Here is a 17,401-nt window from a genome sequence, read left to right as displayed (position 1 = left end):
ATTGATCGAGACAAATGCAGATTAGAGACAAGCAATTTTTTCCCATGATATGGTGAATATAGTATAAAGAGGGAAAGCTCTAAATAAAAAAAGTAAAGAAAGGTCCTTTAATTATACATAGAATTTCTTTACTGCACAGTACAAAAATACTGTTCAACAAGAAAATTATATTCTACAATCAGGCGCTTTAATTGAGAAATGAAAAAAGCCTAGTTTCTTCACAGTTAATTGAGAAATTAGGCTTTTTGATATTGAAATTTCCTTAACGTTGTAAATCCGCATTTTCCTGACGCTACCCCTCTTTGGGGAATAAGTCAATACCCTAGGGGAAAATAAACCATATATCATCATAAGGATAAAGAAGGGGTAATCGTCAGGAAAATAGGTTTAGCTTTGCAAAACCGCATTTTCCTGACGCTACCCCATGCTATGAGAAGAAAATTTTAATACTCGCATTTTTTTACTTTATTTGATGTAAAAACTTTGCTTCAATACACCTTCTAGTGAGCACAGTTTATGGTTTTATTATTACATATCAAAACTCCATGATCCTTGTACGACACCAAAAAGCAATAAAAATTCGAGTGAACTAGTAACTTGATGGGAATAAATTTTCTTGCTACCAGTTGGGTAATTCATATAAAATTCATGACTTGGTGCTCTATCATGTTTTCCATAAGCAATAAATGATTTATTAGAAAGTTGAGCAACATAATTATAATCAATTTTAGGAGCAGAAATTTTTGGAACACCCACTGCATGATTCACAGCCCACATTAAGTCATTAGTTTTAACTCTATGTTTAAGTAATTTAATTCCACTATCCGATGCAGTTCCAAGAGATTTTGGTGATGAACAGCTTGAAGCAGTACAATAATGTGATTTTGAAACACTTTTCCATAAGGTTACTGCTGCTGGTTGACTTAACATTGCATATACTCTAGCTTCTGTTCTGTATTTGTCAGAATAAGCAGTAGGATTTGATCTATTATCTCCTTTTAAGTAAGGATAGTCATCATTAGTTAAAACATTTGGATTTTTAACTGACTTGAATGGTATATAAGTCCTGTAATCAAATGAAAACTCATTTGATTTAGGAATTGCTTTTGTACCAATAGTGCCGCTACCCTTTGCCTTTTCAAAGATAGGATCCATAATTGGATCTTCAGTCAATGACTCTTCCTCTACGGATGGTATTGCTACTAGGGTAGATATTGAGCCATCATATTCAAACATTTCATCAGTTAATACTATTTTTTCTTTTATTGCTTCATTTTTTATTAAATCTGCAGTTTCTTCAGAAACAACATTATTAATTTTTAGCATGTAATTGTATTCTTTGCCACTCTCTACATTAGTATCAACATAATGTAGATCTGTTGTCTCAGCGATTTTTACATTATTTTTGAATATTTCATAAACATTATCTTCATCTGGAAGTTTAGGCCATTGTATAGTTACTGAATTAGAGGTGACGATAGTTTCTAATCTTGTATTTTGAACTATGCTATCAATATATTCCTCTTTTTCTGCGGTATTCATAGATGTTGGTTCAAAAATATTATGTTTATTATCAGCCGCTTTAACAGAGAGTACCTCGTTTAGTTTACCATTTGAATAGACTCCTATTTTATATTTTTGTGATTGATCAATATAGTCTGTATATTTATTGTTTGTACCACTATATTCTAACTGGTCGTCTTTGTATATTTTATAGTATTCGTTCTTTTTAGGGCTTAACTCTAAGATCACCTTATTATCATTTGTTTTAACAGTTACATCATTGTCAGCGCTAACAATTAAGGGAGACATAGCAAATCCTAAGGCTATAATTGAAGTAAAAATAATCTTTTTTTTATACATTTTTTCCTCCTTTTATTTTTTAAATTTTCATTACAAACCTATATATGTATAGTAGTAATGCTATAATTAATTGTAACAATATACATCTATACTATATATAGGTATAACTTACTAATATTGGAATTAGGAGGAGGTACTATGTTTATCATGAAATTAATAAACAACTTTTTTATCAGACTATTAATTTGTTCTGTTTCTTCAGCTTTTTTTCTTGCTCTTTTTTTGTTTTACTTTATTAACACGGTTCCATTTTCTATTTTCGACTCTTTTGATTTAGCTTCATTCTTGTTATTTTTTACAATTTTTAGTTTAATCTATCTAGTATTAGGAGCGCCCATTCAATTTTTCTTTAGAAAGTCCCTAAATAATTCCTATATTAAAAATTTTGTATTATTTTTTATATTAGGTTTTATAGTTAATTTGATTTTCTATCCGCTTGCTACCGATCTAAATCCCAAATTTTACTTAGACCAAAATTTTTATTATATGATCATCTCTAGTAGTGTAATATTTTGGTTGAATGATTTAATTTTCCTAAGAATTAATCACGAGAAATTAAAATTCTAAAATCATATTAATAAATATATCAAGAGCAGCATTATCTAGTATTTCTTCTAATAGTTTTACTTTCTGATGTTTTAAATTAAAGTTGGGTTTCGTATCAGTATATTTTTTGGCTAAAATACCTTGACCATATTTCTTGTTTTTATTATGATAAGGTTACAAGTGAAAAAACAACGGGAAGTCCCCGAGAATTCTATGGCATTGTACATAAGTACAATCTTCCATAGTCTTTTCGGGGACTTTTTTTATTGGTTTTTCCTTGATTTAAAAGGAGGGATTTTAAGAATGAAGACAGGGGCAATCAAAAGAGTAAAAGGGTTAAATGATATTCCTTTTTACCTAGGGGCACTGATACTAACCTATCTTTACTTATTTGTTCCAGAGTCTGCATTAGCAGCATGGAAAAAAGCTGGAATCACCAGTCAAGGGAATGTAAAAGACAGTAAGATATATACCCAGTTAAATAACGTTGTATATCTTATCACAGGAATCGGTGCAATATGGGCACTAGCTTGTATTATCTTTGCTGGAATGAAGTTATCAGGCTCACAAGGGAATCCACAAAATAGAACACAAGGTTTTATTGGTCTTGCAATGGCGGGTATCGGAGTCTTTGTTATTGTACAAGCAAAAGTAATAGCTGGTTATTTTGCAGGATTTGGAGCTTAAATATTGATTTGAAACCCCTCTATCGTACTTTACATTGAGGGGTTCATTTCTAGGAGGGAAATTATTAAATGAGTCGAAGAGCTGAGGTTCCAATAGATATGGCATCTGAACAAAAAACTATTTTGGGATTCATCTCAATTAGACAATTGATTTATCTAGGAGCAGCAGGGTCAATAGTTTATGCATATATCCCAATGGTATACAAAATATTCTCAAGTGCCGGTGTTATTGTGGCATTGATAGCATGTGTATTTAGTGTTATTCCAACAGCAATTTTCGTAATTGTTTTTGGCTTTTTTAAAAAGAAAAATCTTCATTTAAACTTCGATCAGTACTTTTTAATAAAAATGAACATGAAAAAACAAAATGGCATATGGAGAAAAGGAACGTATCCAAAGAAATGGATGGTGAATAGTTAAAGTGGGAACTCTTTTGATTATGCTGCTCTTTGCAGTTGGTGCATATGTTTTCATGAAAATCATGCTGAAGGAACCGATTATCCCAGGTAGAGGAAAAAAAGCAACACCAATAAAGTTAAATAAGAAAAATAATGAAAAAGGGAAGAATAATCCTCTTCAGGCCGAAGAAGATCCAAGAATATTCGAAGAGTTATTCTCAGATGTAAAAGATATATCTAATCACCTTATTCATTATACTGATTATTCTTTTTCTATAATCGCTGAAGTAGACCCTGTTAACTATTTTCTTAAAAGCCAATTTGAACAAGAGGCAATTGATGTGACTTTTGAGAGTTGGACAGCAACACTTAATTATCCTGTAAGTGTTTATCTCCAAAATAGATTCGTTGATGTTTCGGAGCCTATTGAAGCAATGAATAAAGTAATGGAAGAATCCAAGGATTTAAATGAAGCTGCCCTTTCATTTGGAAAAGCGATGATTGCAGATATTGTTGAATGGCAAAAATCTGCACCAAGATTTGAAACTAAAATTTATATGATTTTCACTCATAAAATAAATGTTAACTCTATTAGCGCGGATTCTGAAGAAGAGTTAGAAGAAAAAATTGTAGATAAAGCTTTTGCTGAATTAATGAGAAGGGTTAATTCAGCAAGAAATCAATTGCGAAAAGCCGATATACATGTCTCTCTTTTACCAACAGAAGGTATTTATGAATTACTTTACTATACATTTAATCGTCGTAAAGCTGTAAAAAACCGATTTAAAGATTTGGTTAATCAAGAAAAGGATGCATTATATGTAACTGCAGATCAAACAGACTCTCATATTGACTTAGTAAAGGAGACGATTCAGGAATATGAAGATAATGAAAACGAAAGAGAGAGAGCAAGAGAAAAAGAAGCTAGCTAAAAAAAATACTAGTAAGAAAGCAAAAGGGAATAAAAATAAAAAAAGCAATGAAGTAAAAGATATAGATTATCAAATTGATACAAAACCAACAATGTGGGAAATTATTTCTCCGGAAGGCTTAAAAATTGAGTCGGAAGATTATGGGGTTATAAAGACATCATTAGGTACAAAAACATATTTTAGACCAATGTACATACCTCGAGATGGATATCCACGGAAAATGCAAACCAATTGGCTCAATTCCTTACTATCAAGTGGAGAGGTAGATGTATTTCTTGATATTCATAAAGTTGGTAAATCAGATGCAATCCGTACTCTTCAGCGACAAATTACAATGTTGGAATCTAACCTCTCCTTTCAAACGAAAAGAGGGAATATTGACCAAATTAATGATTTAACAGCAAAGATAAGAGATACAGACTTATTGATGTCTGAAATACAGTTTGGTGAAAATGATATGTTTAATGTTGGAACTTTGGCCATGTTATATGCAGAAAATGAGAAGCAATTAAACTATTTTAGTGAGTCTTTAGAGGATGAATTAAGTAGTTCTTTCTTTGGATTAACTAGTACATGGGGCAGGATCCAAAAGGGGTTCAAAAGTATCTTGCCCTTTGGAAAAAACCAAATACATGATTCTCTTAGAAATATAGATAGACGTGCTTTATCTACTTTCTCGCCTTTTATTTCTGGAAGTGGAAAGTACATGGGTGGAGTTCCTATTGGGATAAATAAAATTACTGATCAACTTGAATTTATAAATAGTTTCGGAAATGAAGATTTTCGACCTGATAATTATAATATGTTTATTTCTGGATTTTCTGGTAGCGGAAAGTCCGTTACTCTTAAACTCTTAATTGCAAGAGAACTTACCGGAGCAGATGTATATGCTAGATTAATAGATCCTGAAGGTGAATTTGTTAAAATTACAAAACGTTTAGGTGGAATTAATTTAAATATTAACGAAGAAGAAGATATCTGTATCAACCCTCTTGCATTAAACTATTCTGATATTCCCTTTGAAGATGGAGATGAAGAACTTAGTTTAATAGAAGAAAGCGACGAAAAGGAAATTATAGAAAAGGATGGGAAAATCTATATTCGATTTGTACCTATTCGAGAAAAAATCAATGAGGCAATCGATTTCTTTGACATTATATGTAGAGGTAAAAACCAAGAAGCTGAAGGTTTAGATGTCTTTGAAAGAAACTATTTGGAAGAAGCACTTCAGCATGTTATTCATAACAAATTAAACATAAATTCACACCCTGAATCCTTATTTGAAAACAATGTAAGAACTATCGATAATCATCTTGTTCAATCGAGGGTTAGAAAACCAGAACCAACAATAAGTGATGTTAATGAATACTTAATAACAAAATACGGCGAAGAACCAAGGGCGTTTCGCTTAATAGCTGCCATCAAACCATTCTTAAGAACTGGTAGTAAACCTATTTTTGATGGACAAACTTTTTTAGGAAAGGGAGTCACTCAATCATTAGAAAATGCTAGACTCGTAAATTTCAATATTAGTCAAATGGAAGAAGGCTTTTTAAGACCTATTGCTTATCATGTACTCCTTAACTATACATGGGAACACTTTGTTAAGAGTTTGGATAACGCAAAGAAAAAGAAATTTGTTTATGCCGATGAAGCTTGGACTTTAATAGATTCAGAGCAAACTGTTAACTTTCTTGAGAAAATGGCAAGACGTTCTCGTAAGCGGAACGCTGGTTTAAGACTTGCAAGTCAAGATTTTGTTCGTTTTGTTGAAAATAAGAAAGCTAGGGGGATCCTACAAAACACTTACTCTTTTATGTTTTTAAAACAAAGCAAATTGGATTTAAAAGCTATAAGAGAAAATTTTGATTTATCTGAAGGAGAAATTAACATTCTATTCGGTAATCCGGATAAAGGAGAAGGAATTCTCCGAGTCGGAAAATCATCTGTATGGTTACGAACGAATCCTAGTAAAGAAGAATTATTCTTTATTGAATCCAATGAAGCGGTTTATGAAGAAACAATGCAAAGACAAAAACAAAAAGCTAGTAGTTTTTATTAGGAAGGAGGCGTTATCTTGCTTTGAATAAAATCCAGGAACTTATATCCTCACTTTTTTCTGCTATGGGTGATTGGATAGCATCGCCTTTTAAAAGTCTCCCAACATTAAAGAATTTGATTTTTGGAGGGGATGAAAATTTAGCTTTCTTAACTTTTACAGAAAATGAAATTACTAAGGTTTACACTCCAGGAATGAATATTTTCACAGCCTTAGCAGTTACCGCTTTATTAATTAGTATTATTATGGCAGCAATGAAAATTTCATCGACCAGTATCAATCCATCTAATAGAACCTATGTAATTGAGTATTTTAAAGAATTATTATTAGTTTCAGTACTATTCGCAAACTTATACTCAATTTATGCCATTTTGTTTCTTACTAACCAGGCAATTGTCGGATTATTTGGATCTGATGTAGACTTGTTAAATTTAAAAAATGCTATAGAAATGTCTAAATATCCAGGTGGAGTGTTAGGTGTTTTAGCAATTACGATTGTAAAAGTCGGTCTTTGTATATGGGCTTATTTCTATTATTCAATGCGGAAATTTACACTTATGTTGTTGTTAATTACCGGTCCTTTGATGCTGGTATTTTTCTTAATTCCTCAAACAAAGTCCATTACAGTGGCATGGTTTAAAGAATTAGTAGGCACTATATTTGTTCAATCTATTCATGCAGCCGTTTATTTCATAATGGCTGTTATGGTTGGTGCAGCAAATCCGATTGAAGCAGTTATTCTAATGATTATCTTTATTCCAGTAACTGAATCTTTAAGAGCTTTAATAGGTCTTGGAGGAAAAATGAATGATGGCTTCTCAAAAGCAGCTGCTATGATGGGTGGGTCCGCTTTAGTTGGTATGTATGGAGCAGCTAAAGGGGCATTAGAAGGTACATCCGTTACAGATGCTATTAAAAGGGGATACCTTAATGCTAAAAACAAAGGTAAAGGTAACGGAAAAGACTCTGACAATGTATCATCAGAAGATAATGATACAGTAGGTGACATCAAAAAAACTCTTGCAGGAAATACAGGAACAGATACTGGGACTACTGCTAATGCTGAAAAAATGTTAAAGCCAGGAAACATTTTGTCTAGAAGTGGTAAAGCTGTATTTGGGGCTACTGGTGCCCTTGCTGGTTCTGCTCTTGGACCAATGGGTGTGCTAACTGGTTCAACAATTGGTTTTCATGCCGGCGGTGTTGCTGGTGGACTTGCAGGAAGAGTTGGTGGAGCAAGTGCTCAATTATTAGCAAACAGAGGTTCAGCTCTTTTAAAAAGTGGACTTAAAGGTTTTAAAGATATTAATAATGCTGATAAAGCAGCGGATGAACAACTAGCTAATACTATTGCTGATGAAAAAGCTACAGCATGGGCAAATGAAAATGAAGAAGGGTTCAGAAAAGACTTTAAAGAACGTTTCCCGGATGCCCATGAAGAAGCTGTGAATAAAGCTTGGGATAATGAAAAAGCTTCAAAAAAAGCAGGATTTTTAAATGAAGCAAGAGGAATGGTTGCGGGTATGAAAAGCAAAGAAGGGAAAAATGCTAATGCTTCTTCTTTAGTTAAAAACGCAACTAGTAATCTAACTAATAAATGGGCAGAGAAAAATAAAGAACCATTTATGAAGGAATATGATCAGAAAAATCCTCTTCCCGAAAATGCAAGTAAAGAGGAGATATCACGCCATCAAAATGCTCGTGAAAATGCATGGCAATCTCAATTAAAGGAAAAAGAAAGCTCGATACAAAATTTAGCGAGTGATGTTGCTAATGATATCGGAAATGGTGCTTCCCTAAATCATAGTTATATAAATAAAGAGGACTTTGAAAAAAGAATGGCCGAAAGAATGGCTGGTGGTATATCCCAAAAGGCTATTGCTAAAACAAGTACAAACCTTGCCAAAGATTGGGCTAAAGATAACAAAGATAACTTTATGAAAAATTATGATGAGAAAAATCCTTTACCTTTAAATGCGACTGCAGAACAAAAATCTGCACACTCAAATGCTAAAGCAGAAGCATGGAAAAATGAAATTGATAATAAACAGAAAAGTATAGCTAATGTTCTTGGCAATGGGAATTTGAAATTAAGAAATGGCCAAGAAAAAAATCAGCTATTTACTAATCAATTGGCAAAAGATATCGGTTCTATTATAGGTGTAAACGAAAACTCAGAAAAAATGGATCAAATAAGTGATCAACTTCATAATGTGTATTCACCTAATCCGATTTCTACCGCTACTCAATCATTAACATCCAGTTGGGCTAAAGATAATAAAGCTAGCTTTATGAAAAATTATGATAAATCTAATCCACTTCCAGATAATGCAACATCTGAAGTAAAAGCAAACCATGCTCAACAAAAACAGAATGCTTGGGATAACCAGGTACAACAAAAGCAACAAAAACTTGGAAATATTTTAACTAGCCAAAGTAACGCAATAATGAGTGGTAAAAATGTTCCACTAGAAAATGTTACAAAGTCAATTGCACAAGAACTAGGAATTAGTACTTCTGATAGTAGTAAAATGAATGCTATTTCATCACAAGTACAAACTGGATTGTCGTCAGTACAAGGTGCTAGTTCAAAAGTAAGCAATACTACTGAAGTATTAGCATCTAGTTGGGCAAAGAACAACAAACAAAATTTCATGAAAAATTATGATAAGTCTAATCCACTTCCTGCCAATGCAACTTCTGAAATGATAACGAGTCATAATCAACAAAAAGAAAAAGCATGGAATTCTGAGGTTCAACAAAAACAACAAAGTATTAGTAATATTATCCGAGATAATAGCAATGCTGTTCTTCATGGAACTCCTTCTCAAATTAGTAAAGTAACTTCAGCTATCGCAAAAGAAATGGGAATTAGTTCTAACAATACAGCTGGTATGAATGCTATTACTCAACAACTTCAAACAGGTATTTCATCACCATCGTTAGTTGATAAAGGGTTAAAATCAATTAGTTCTATTAATAATGTAAAAGATTCAATTGCATCTGTTAAAGGGACTTCCATGTACTCTGGTAAGGAAGTGAATGTTCCTTATGTTAATAATCAAATAGCAAGTATGAAAATAAATGAAGCTAGAGAGACCTTTGCGAATAATAGTAATCTACCACGCGCACAAGCGTATCAAAACTTTGATTCAAGTGGCAAAGCCCAAGAGATTACTTCGTCTGTTCAAAAGTCGATGCCTTCTAACATTCCATTAGGACAAAGAATTATTCAGAATTCAGCTGGACGTATTACAGCTGGACTAGGAAATGGATTAGTACAAGGTGTTGTTGGTGCCTCTGGTCTTAAAGAGGTAAGTCAATTTGTTGGAGATACCAAAATTGGTCATGCTACTAAATCATTTGGTAATGCAATGGCGACTTCATATATTGCTAAACAGCCAAATTTAACAAGCTTAACTGATAAAATGACGGCAGCTAAGGAAAGCTTAATTGATGGTAGTAAGGCTTTTACCAATGATTTTAAAACATATACTCCAAGTAATTTGGTAGAAAAGCAAGCGAAATTCCGAAACGCTGTTGCTTATGCTGGTGGTATGGTTGCAGGAGTTGGGGGTTATCAAGTGATGGCTAAATATGCCGCTCCAAGTATGAGCAACTCAAAGGCTTTTGGTCTAAAAGGTTTTAATCCATATAATAATGCAGTTAATAAACAAATAAAAGAAATTTCTGATGTTGCACATATGGCTCAAACAGTTACTTTAGATAATGGCCAAACTGAAATTGCACAAGGGGCTATTCAAATGGTAACTGATAATAAGAATACAGTTGTCCAAGTTAGGGATAAAACTGGTCAAACTCATGTAGTTTCGCGTATGGCTTCAGGTCACTCTGGACTGAAAAATAACCAAGTGGTTTATCAAGATTTAACTGTTAGGGACGGTCAATTATTATCCGCAAGTTCTTCCTACTCTTTAGACAGTGGAGGTGGTAAAGTACCAGCACCTAAAATTAATGTAAATCCAAACCAGTTATTTACCAATAGAAACACTAGTAAGACTCCAAGAGTAGTACAAGAGGTTCAAAGCTACAATCAATTAGTCGATAGTGGACAGTATTACATGAAAGATGCTTTAAACGAAATGGAAAACATCAAAATGGTCATTGATCATAATAGAAGTTATATGACTGGTACTAGAAATGGAACGACTTATCGTATTTCTCCTTACGGTCCAGGGGATGCAAGAGTTCAAAATGATAAAACAATAACTGCTAATTGTGAAGTACGAAATAAAAAATTAATTCCTTCTTTTAGTGATAGTGACTTTACAACTTCACTTAAACCCGAAGATTTAATGGCATATGCTGTACCAAATAAACGTAATTTTGCAAGAAAGCAATTAGAAATGCATAGAAATAAGGCATTTACTAGTTCTTTAAGGTGATAAGTGATGAGTGATAACAAAAATACTCAAGAAACCTTAAATGAAAAATTAGTAAATGGAATGAAGGGATTAGGTAGATTACTATCTAAACCCTTCAGTAAAAAATTTAAACAAAAAGCTGCTGCGGTTGCAAAAAAAGCCATAAAAGTTGCAGCCAAAGTAATATTAAAAGTACTAAAACAGATTTTTGCTTGGTTAATTGGTACAGTAGGTATTCCTGGTATCTTAATAACTTTAGGAATAATAATTGTAACTGTTATCATCTCTGTTGCATTATCCTTTTTTTGGACTTCAGATGATAATTTAAGTGGTGATGATGCAAAAATTCAAGCGTATATTAAGGAACAATCCGAATCTACTGTGAATATGGATAGTGATTTAGAAAGACCTTATCGTGTACCAGAAGGGTTAATATCCTCAACTATAATGTTAGATTTTTTTGAGCAAAAAGATTACAGTCTTTCCCAAACGAAAAAAATTATTAGAAACATGGCTACTAAACTCGCTCCTGAATTTGAGTATGGTCAATATGATGAATGGAAAGAAAAGCAAGTGACTGTTTGTGAGGAAGGTAAAGAATGTAATGTTGGGAAAGTTCAACATACAAAAAACATGGTAACCAAATTAAATTCTGTAGAATATTGGAATGGTTCAACTATATTCACCTATAAACCCAAAGTCACAGCGTGGAAATCAAATACAGTCATTACCCACAAAACCATAAAAGAAAATAAAAAAGTTGACTATTGGAAAGCGTTAGAAGTCCCTATGTATCTTGTAGATAGGTCAGATCCTTACTTTCCATTTTATAATTCAAACAGCAAAACGTGGAAATCACTACTAGCAGAAGAAACCAGACAGAAAAAAAATAAGATTAACACTTCAGGTTATGTTAAAGTGTACCTTTTAAAAACTAAGACAGTTAAAGTTGAAAGAATTGTAGAAGTAAAAACTACAACTAAAACTAGACAGCAATATTTTGAATCTAGTAAACAAGTAAAACAAGATTATGCGAATTTTGATGCAATATTAAACTCAATGGGACTGGGCTTGGACGATAAGATGCTTATAGAAGCAAATTATAGCTTCCTTGAAGGAGATATAAATTATATAGATTGGTTGAAAGGGAATGGTGGCGTATATGGGTTTGATGATATCAGTTATGATGGTGACATAATTCCTGGAGCTGGGGTACCTCCGCAATACATGCCTATATACCTTGCTGCAGAAAAAAAGTATGGGGTACATTGGTATACACTAGCCGCTATTCATAGTAAGGAGACAGCCTTCAGTACAATAAAACCAATGCTTTCTTATGCAGGAGCTGTTGGTCACATGCAATTTCTTCCTGCAACTTGGGCAGGATGGAAATACAATATTGGAGGGGGAAGAGTTTCAAATACTACAAATTATACAGATTTGAATGTTATTAAAGCAGGTGGAGGATACGGAGTAGATGGTAATAATGATGGAAAGGCAGATCCATTTACTTTAGAAGATGCTATTTTCACCGCAGCAAATTATCTTTCAAAGAACGGCTACTCTACAGATAAGAGAAAATCAATTTATCAATATAACCATGCAGATTGGTATGTTAACGATGTACTAGCTAGGTCAGAAAAATTCAAAACAAGCGCTAGTTATAGCGGTGGATCTGATTCACCAGAACTAAATCCAGGAAGTTTTATTAGACCTACCACAGGAAAAGTTACTTCTGGATTTGGTGCAAGATGGGGTGCTACTCACTATGGTATAGATATTGGATTAGGTGGTAGATCAAACGTGAAAATATATGCTGCTGCAGATGGTGTCGTTCATAGATCCTATCTAAGTAGTTCATATGGGAATGTTGTTTACATTCAACATACAATAGGTGGTAAGAAATATGAAACTGTATATGCACATATGCAAAATAGAGCTGTTTCTGCCGGTACAAAAGTAAAACAAGGGCAGTTTTTAGGATATATGGGTAGTACTGGGAACGTCACCGGACCTCATTTGCATTTTGAAATCCATTCACCAGCATGGACTGCAAATAAAGCAAATGCTAAAAATCCCGCTTTATACATCAAATTTTAAGTTATAGGGGTGAGTATATGAAAGGTACTAGTAAACTACGTTTTTCTTTTCTAATTTTGTCGTTAGTAATAATTTTAAGTGGATGCTCTTCAAGTTCTAAAGCTAATATAAAAGTGACAGAAGATAATATAGACTACCTCATTGAATACGATGAATCGTTACAAACATTTATAACAGAAATGACTAGTATTTTAACAAATTTTAACAATTCTTTAGATGGACTATACACCCATGAGGTAAGTAATAGTCAATTTGCAACAATAATGAAAGAAACAATAAAAAAATCAAATGAACTAGTTTCCAACGTGGAGGCACTAGATGTTAATCCAGAACTTTTTGAGGCACACCAAAATCTTATTGTCTTAGTCAATCGTTCGCATCAATTATTACTTACAGCAATTGAAAGTGCCAATAATAGTAGTACAGATGAATCTAATACCATGGATAAGGACACATTAAGACAAGAATATATAGAAATTAAAAAGGAACAAGCAAATACTGCTAACCAATGGAAAATACTAAGAGAAGAGCTGGCAAGTGCAGCTATGGAAGAAGAAAAATGATGAAAAAACATTATATTTGGATTATCAGTATCTCAATAATCACAATCTGTATTGCGATATATATCAATGTTTCTTCCAGTCAAAAACTTACTCCAGTTGATTTAAAAGATATGCAAAACAATGTGGCTAAGGAAGTATCATTTAATAAAGAATATCAAAAAAAGACAATGGAGTGGGCAGAAAAAAATGCAAAAGGTGACATGGAGTTAGACTTAGGTTTTTATGAACCAAATGAACATAGTGACGTTTCTCCTCAGAGAAACGTCATCAACTACTTTATGACTGGGTTATTACAAGATAATATTGATTATTTTACTTCTGCATTTGATATTGAAGTTCTTTCACAGGATTTATTCCAATCAAAAGAAGAGGACAAAGAATTAGTGGTAAAGGAAATAATAAACAGAATTTCAAGAAACGGCAGTATTGAGGGATTAAAAATCAAAGAAGCGAAAGAAGGGATTGGTCCTAATTCTAATAGAGTATTATTAGAATTAAAATACTCAGACGGTCTTTCTAAAAGGATAGAAATTCGTATTTCTCCCTCGGAGTACGCTCACTCAGAGGAGCATCACCATTCCACATATTCTATTGTAACTTCCGCTTGGGAAATAGTTAAACAAATAGAAGGTACGGTAAAGTAATTATTCCGTACCTTTTGACATTGTTAGATAGGCTTTATCAATTTCTTCTTTTGCTTTTAACCATGTATCGAAAGTTTTTATATACTTATATGAAGAAGGTAAATTATTTTCCCTTGCAAATTCATCCCACTTTGTTTTAGTAGAATTGAGAAATTTGTATAAATACTCTGGTTTTAATGTAAGTATTATTAGTTCTTCTTTTGATAAATTAAAAACTTTTTTCTTTCCTACTATATCCAATATTTCATCGTACGTATAATGATTTCTAATTGTTTTATAAGTTGGTAATTTATTCTCAGAAGCATATATATCCCATTGAGAACGTGAAATAAAAAATTCATTATGTTCTTCAAGAATTTCTTTTATTTTTTGCTTTGTATACTTCGGAGTTCTTTCATTCTCTACTCCAATGGCATTTTTAAACGATGACCAATCTTTAAATACTGTTAAAATCTGACCAGGAGACGGAAGATCTAGTGTTTGATTAGCAGAGTAATCTTTCCACATTCTTATTGTTTTAGCGTGCTCTTTATGTTCCTTTCCGATTTGAATAAGGCTATTTCGATCATATTTTCCCTTTATCTCTGTTCCTAAAGCGATTCTAATTTCGTTCCAATCATTAAAGAACTTTCTTAATGAGTAATAGGATGGTAGGTTGTGCTTTGAAGCATATTCTTCCCACTTGCCTACCGTTGTTAAATGTTCTTTATGAGGAATTAACAATTCTATTAAAGTTTCTTTATTCATTATTCACTCCTAGTATTTTGGGAGAATCATTTATCATTTTAACTATATCTTCATTTGTTGCATTTAATTCTTTAAGGTCATTAGTAACTTCTTGAAATTTTTCGCTTGATATGTCTCTATATAAAAAATTTAAAAGATGTTGTTTTTGAGAAAAATACTTTTCTACCTTATCTTCTAAATAACTTCGATAATCATTTCTTTTGCCGAAAGAGCTAATGTAATGCTTAATGTCTTTTAAATCAAGATCCGGCATATAAAAAGACTTGATATCCAAAAAGTCTATATCCACTAAAAATTCATATTTAATTAATTCACTATTTACATTATACTCGGGATTTTTCTTCAAAGAAATGACCATTTTTTCTGGTCTATATTTCATGATATTAGAATCATCTTTTTTTTCTAACACAACATTTTTCACAGTAAATGGTACTGCTTTAATAGGAGTAGAATAGTTCCTCCTATATTCGATATCCATCTTTCTATTATATTTCAATAAAGGGTCAGGCATTAAGATATAGAGTGATCCATCATAGGTTTCTCCTAGCATGAAAACTGTATCACCAAACATGGGCAATCTATTTAACTGACTAATTGTATCCTCTATATAATAAGTAGTGCAGTATTTTTTTAATAAATCAGAAGGGGAAAGACGAGACTCTTCATACTTTAATTGCTCTTCCTTATATCTATCAGAATGTTCTCCAAAAGTCTCTTGATGCCAGTTTTCATATGACTCCTCTGCCTTTTCCTTTTTTGTTCGGAAACCCAATAAGTGAAGAATCTCATATCCTATAATCCACAAGACTGCCAATGGTGTCATAATAACTAATACAACGTATGCTAATAAATTTTGGCCTAACTTAGAAGATCCAATAATCATTAAAAATAAACTTAGAATTAAAGCTACTGCTAAGAAAAACATTATTACTATTGCTGCTCTTGATAAGAATAACATTATTGCGTACAACGTCGTTCCTGGTTCGCCCTCATATATCAAACCCAAATTATCAAAGAAATCAATAATTTTTAGCGATTCTAAAATTGGATAAGTAATATCCCATCTGTAAACTGCCAAAACAAAAATAATAAGTCCTAATAATCCAGCTAAACCTGTCTGTTTCCCCCTTCGGTATTGAACAAAACCGTTAAGGAATGTAAGTATCGTATTCATAACTGCCCTCTCCCTTTTTATGAACAAAACAATGACTACACCGCTTATAACTGAATTATAAATTATTACCAATGTTTAGTCAATGTTCTTCGCCACGATAAAACTGTAATCAAAATTAATACAATCATACATACTTCAAATGCATAAAATAGACGGGATGGTTATATATTAGTCTTAAAGCATGAATCACCACACTTAAGTCCTTCTAATAAACTGAAGGGCTTATCCTTGGTTATGTCACCACATTATTCCTCTTTTAACAATAACGTTCTATTTATCGACCAATCTGTCTCTGTTATGATATTAGAAGAGGTGAAAAATCTGTGTTAAACACTCCTTTAAAACCAATGTTATTACAACCATCTGAGGTTATATCAACTGATTCAAATTATATACATCAGTTGAAATTTGACGGACATAGAGCTTTATTCCATTACGATCATGGGAAAATCACTATCTACACCAGACATGGAAATGATGTTACATTAAAGTACATTGAATTACTTAATTTAAACTTGCCTGTCCAAACATGTATATTGGACGGAGAAGTGATTGTTCTTGATAAGAATGGTGAAATACCCAAACCAAATTTCGAATGCCTAATGGCACGATTTCAAGCGTCTCAAAGAGATAAAATTGTTTCTCTAGCGAAAGCTATCCCCGTACACTTCGTTGCATTTGATATTCTTTTCCTTAATGGAGTATCTACAATACATGATCCCCTAGAAAAGAGATTAGATATCTTAAGTTCGATTATTGATAATGACCATCTAATTTCAGCAGCTACCTCATTTAACGATGGACTAACCTTATTTAATAAAGTGAAGGAGCTAGGATTAGAAGGGATAGTAAGTAAAAAACTCTCATCTAAATATATATTAGATAGTCGAACCTTCGCTTTCCAAAAAATCAAAAATTACCAATTCTTAATAGGAAATATTTATGGATATAAAAAAAACTCTTTTGGATGGTTGATAAAAGAAGGGAACCAATCAAGAGGAATTGTGGAATTTGTCCCCAAAAAGGAAAGGGAAGCCTTTTATAAAATTTCAAAACAATTAATTATCGGAGAAGATAAGAACTTTGTATATTTAGACCCTCTTCTAAAGGGCGAAATTAAATATCAATGTTTAACTTCTAAAGGTTTTATGAGAAGTGCTAGCTTTCAAAAATTTATCATTTAACACCCTTTACACAATGTAAGGGGTTTTGTTTGTCCTAATGGAAAAATGGTGTGATATAATGGTGATACAACTACATAGGTGCGGGTGGTATGCACTCTTTTCCTGTCTAAGAGGGAAAGG

Annotated in this window: 12 protein-coding genes; 9 read left to right on the top strand and 3 right to left on the bottom strand. The window is 32.5% G+C overall.

The features are described from left to right. Window positions 1-528: 528 nt before the first annotated feature. The gene (locus tag F9279_RS08510) at window positions 529-1,863 is read right to left on the bottom strand and encodes a hypothetical protein (protein ID WP_016204248.1); all 1,335 of its coding nucleotides are present in this window, start codon (window positions 1,861-1,863) and stop codon (window positions 529-531) included. Between the two features lie 849 nt (window positions 1,864-2,712). Here F9279_RS08510 and F9279_RS08505 point away from each other — a divergent pair. The 8 genes from F9279_RS08505 to F9279_RS08470 all read left to right on the top strand — a co-directional run bounded on the left by F9279_RS08505 (window position 2,713) and on the right by F9279_RS08470 (window position 14,176). Beyond that, window positions 2,713-3,096, top strand: coding sequence for a pilin (locus F9279_RS08505; protein ID WP_016204246.1), 384 nt, complete (start codon window positions 2,713-2,715; stop codon window positions 3,094-3,096). A 68-nt stretch (window positions 3,097-3,164) separates the two neighbouring features. Continuing rightward, window positions 3,165-3,515: a PrgI family mobile element protein gene (locus F9279_RS08500; RefSeq protein ID WP_016204245.1), complete on the top strand. Its 351-nt coding sequence runs from the start codon at window positions 3,165-3,167 to the stop codon at window positions 3,513-3,515. Between the two features lies 1 nt (window position 3,516). Then, the gene (locus tag F9279_RS08495) at window positions 3,517-4,425 is read left to right on the top strand and encodes a hypothetical protein (protein WP_016204244.1); all 909 of its coding nucleotides are present in this window, start codon (window positions 3,517-3,519) and stop codon (window positions 4,423-4,425) included. Further along, a complete protein-coding gene (locus F9279_RS08490) occupies window positions 4,373-6,487 on the top strand; it encodes a VirB4 family type IV secretion system protein (protein WP_047944562.1) in 2,115 nt (704 codons plus the stop codon). The genes F9279_RS08495 and F9279_RS08490 overlap by 53 nt, the downstream gene beginning before the upstream one ends. Before the next feature lie 20 nt (window positions 6,488-6,507). Beyond that, entirely contained in the window at window positions 6,508-10,890 is a 4,383-nt protein-coding gene (locus F9279_RS08485) for a hypothetical protein (protein WP_053215801.1), read from the top strand. A gap of 6 nt (window positions 10,891-10,896) precedes the next feature. Further along, the gene (locus tag F9279_RS08480) at window positions 10,897-12,969 is read left to right on the top strand and encodes a peptidoglycan DD-metalloendopeptidase family protein (protein WP_226793379.1); all 2,073 of its coding nucleotides are present in this window, start codon (window positions 10,897-10,899) and stop codon (window positions 12,967-12,969) included. A gap of 17 nt (window positions 12,970-12,986) precedes the next feature. Beyond that, on the top strand, window positions 12,987-13,532 hold the full coding sequence (locus tag F9279_RS08475; RefSeq protein WP_152112361.1) for a hypothetical protein: 546 nt from the start codon (window positions 12,987-12,989) through the stop codon (window positions 13,530-13,532). Next, a complete protein-coding gene (locus tag F9279_RS08470) occupies window positions 13,529-14,176 on the top strand; it encodes a hypothetical protein (RefSeq protein WP_152112360.1) in 648 nt (215 codons plus the stop codon). Before F9279_RS08475 ends, F9279_RS08470 begins: the two co-directional genes overlap by 4 nt. Here F9279_RS08470 and F9279_RS08465 read toward each other — a convergent pair whose 3' ends face one another. Together F9279_RS08465 and F9279_RS08460 are read right to left on the bottom strand one after the other, a co-directional pair. After that, the gene (locus tag F9279_RS08465; protein ID WP_152112359.1) at window positions 14,177-14,923 is read right to left on the bottom strand and encodes a hypothetical protein; all 747 of its coding nucleotides are present in this window, start codon (window positions 14,921-14,923) and stop codon (window positions 14,177-14,179) included. Beyond that, entirely contained in the window at window positions 14,916-16,097 is a 1,182-nt protein-coding gene (locus F9279_RS08460; protein ID WP_152112358.1) for a hypothetical protein, read from the bottom strand. Before F9279_RS08460 ends, F9279_RS08465 begins: the two co-directional genes overlap by 8 nt. A gap of 347 nt (window positions 16,098-16,444) precedes the next feature. On the opposite strand from F9279_RS08460, the gene F9279_RS08455 reads away from it, so the two are divergent. Next, the gene (locus F9279_RS08455; protein ID WP_193224517.1) at window positions 16,445-17,281 is read left to right on the top strand and encodes a DNA polymerase LigD; all 837 of its coding nucleotides are present in this window, start codon (window positions 16,445-16,447) and stop codon (window positions 17,279-17,281) included. Window positions 17,282-17,401 lie beyond the last annotated feature (120 nt).

This window comes from Bacillus sp. B1-b2, from assembly GCF_009183415.1.
GTDB lineage: Bacteria > Bacillota > Bacilli > Bacillales > Cytobacillaceae > Niallia.
Note: the sequence above shows the minus strand (reverse complement) of the source record. Positions and strands in the feature narration are given on the sequence as shown.

Coding starts and splice junctions, on each gene's coding strand:
- F9279_RS08510 (WP_016204248.1), bottom strand. CDS start 1,863: ATGTATAAAAAAAAGATTATTTTTACTTCAATTATAGCCTTAGGATTT.
- F9279_RS08505 (WP_016204246.1), top strand. CDS start 2,713: ATGAAGACAGGGGCAATCAAAAGAGTAAAAGGGTTAAATGATATTCCT.
- F9279_RS08500 (WP_016204245.1), top strand. CDS start 3,165: ATGAGTCGAAGAGCTGAGGTTCCAATAGATATGGCATCTGAACAAAAA.
- F9279_RS08490 (WP_047944562.1), top strand. CDS start 4,373: ATGAAGATAATGAAAACGAAAGAGAGAGAGCAAGAGAAAAAGAAGCTA.
- F9279_RS08480 (WP_226793379.1), top strand. CDS start 10,897: ATGAGTGATAACAAAAATACTCAAGAAACCTTAAATGAAAAATTAGTA.
- F9279_RS08475 (WP_152112361.1), top strand. CDS start 12,987: ATGAAAGGTACTAGTAAACTACGTTTTTCTTTTCTAATTTTGTCGTTA.
- F9279_RS08470 (WP_152112360.1), top strand. CDS start 13,529: ATGATGAAAAAACATTATATTTGGATTATCAGTATCTCAATAATCACA.
- F9279_RS08465 (WP_152112359.1), bottom strand. CDS start 14,923: ATGAATAAAGAAACTTTAATAGAATTGTTAATTCCTCATAAAGAACAT.
- F9279_RS08460 (WP_152112358.1), bottom strand. CDS start 16,097: ATGAATACGATACTTACATTCCTTAACGGTTTTGTTCAATACCGAAGG.
- F9279_RS08455 (WP_193224517.1), top strand. CDS start 16,445: ATGTTATTACAACCATCTGAGGTTATATCAACTGATTCAAATTATATA.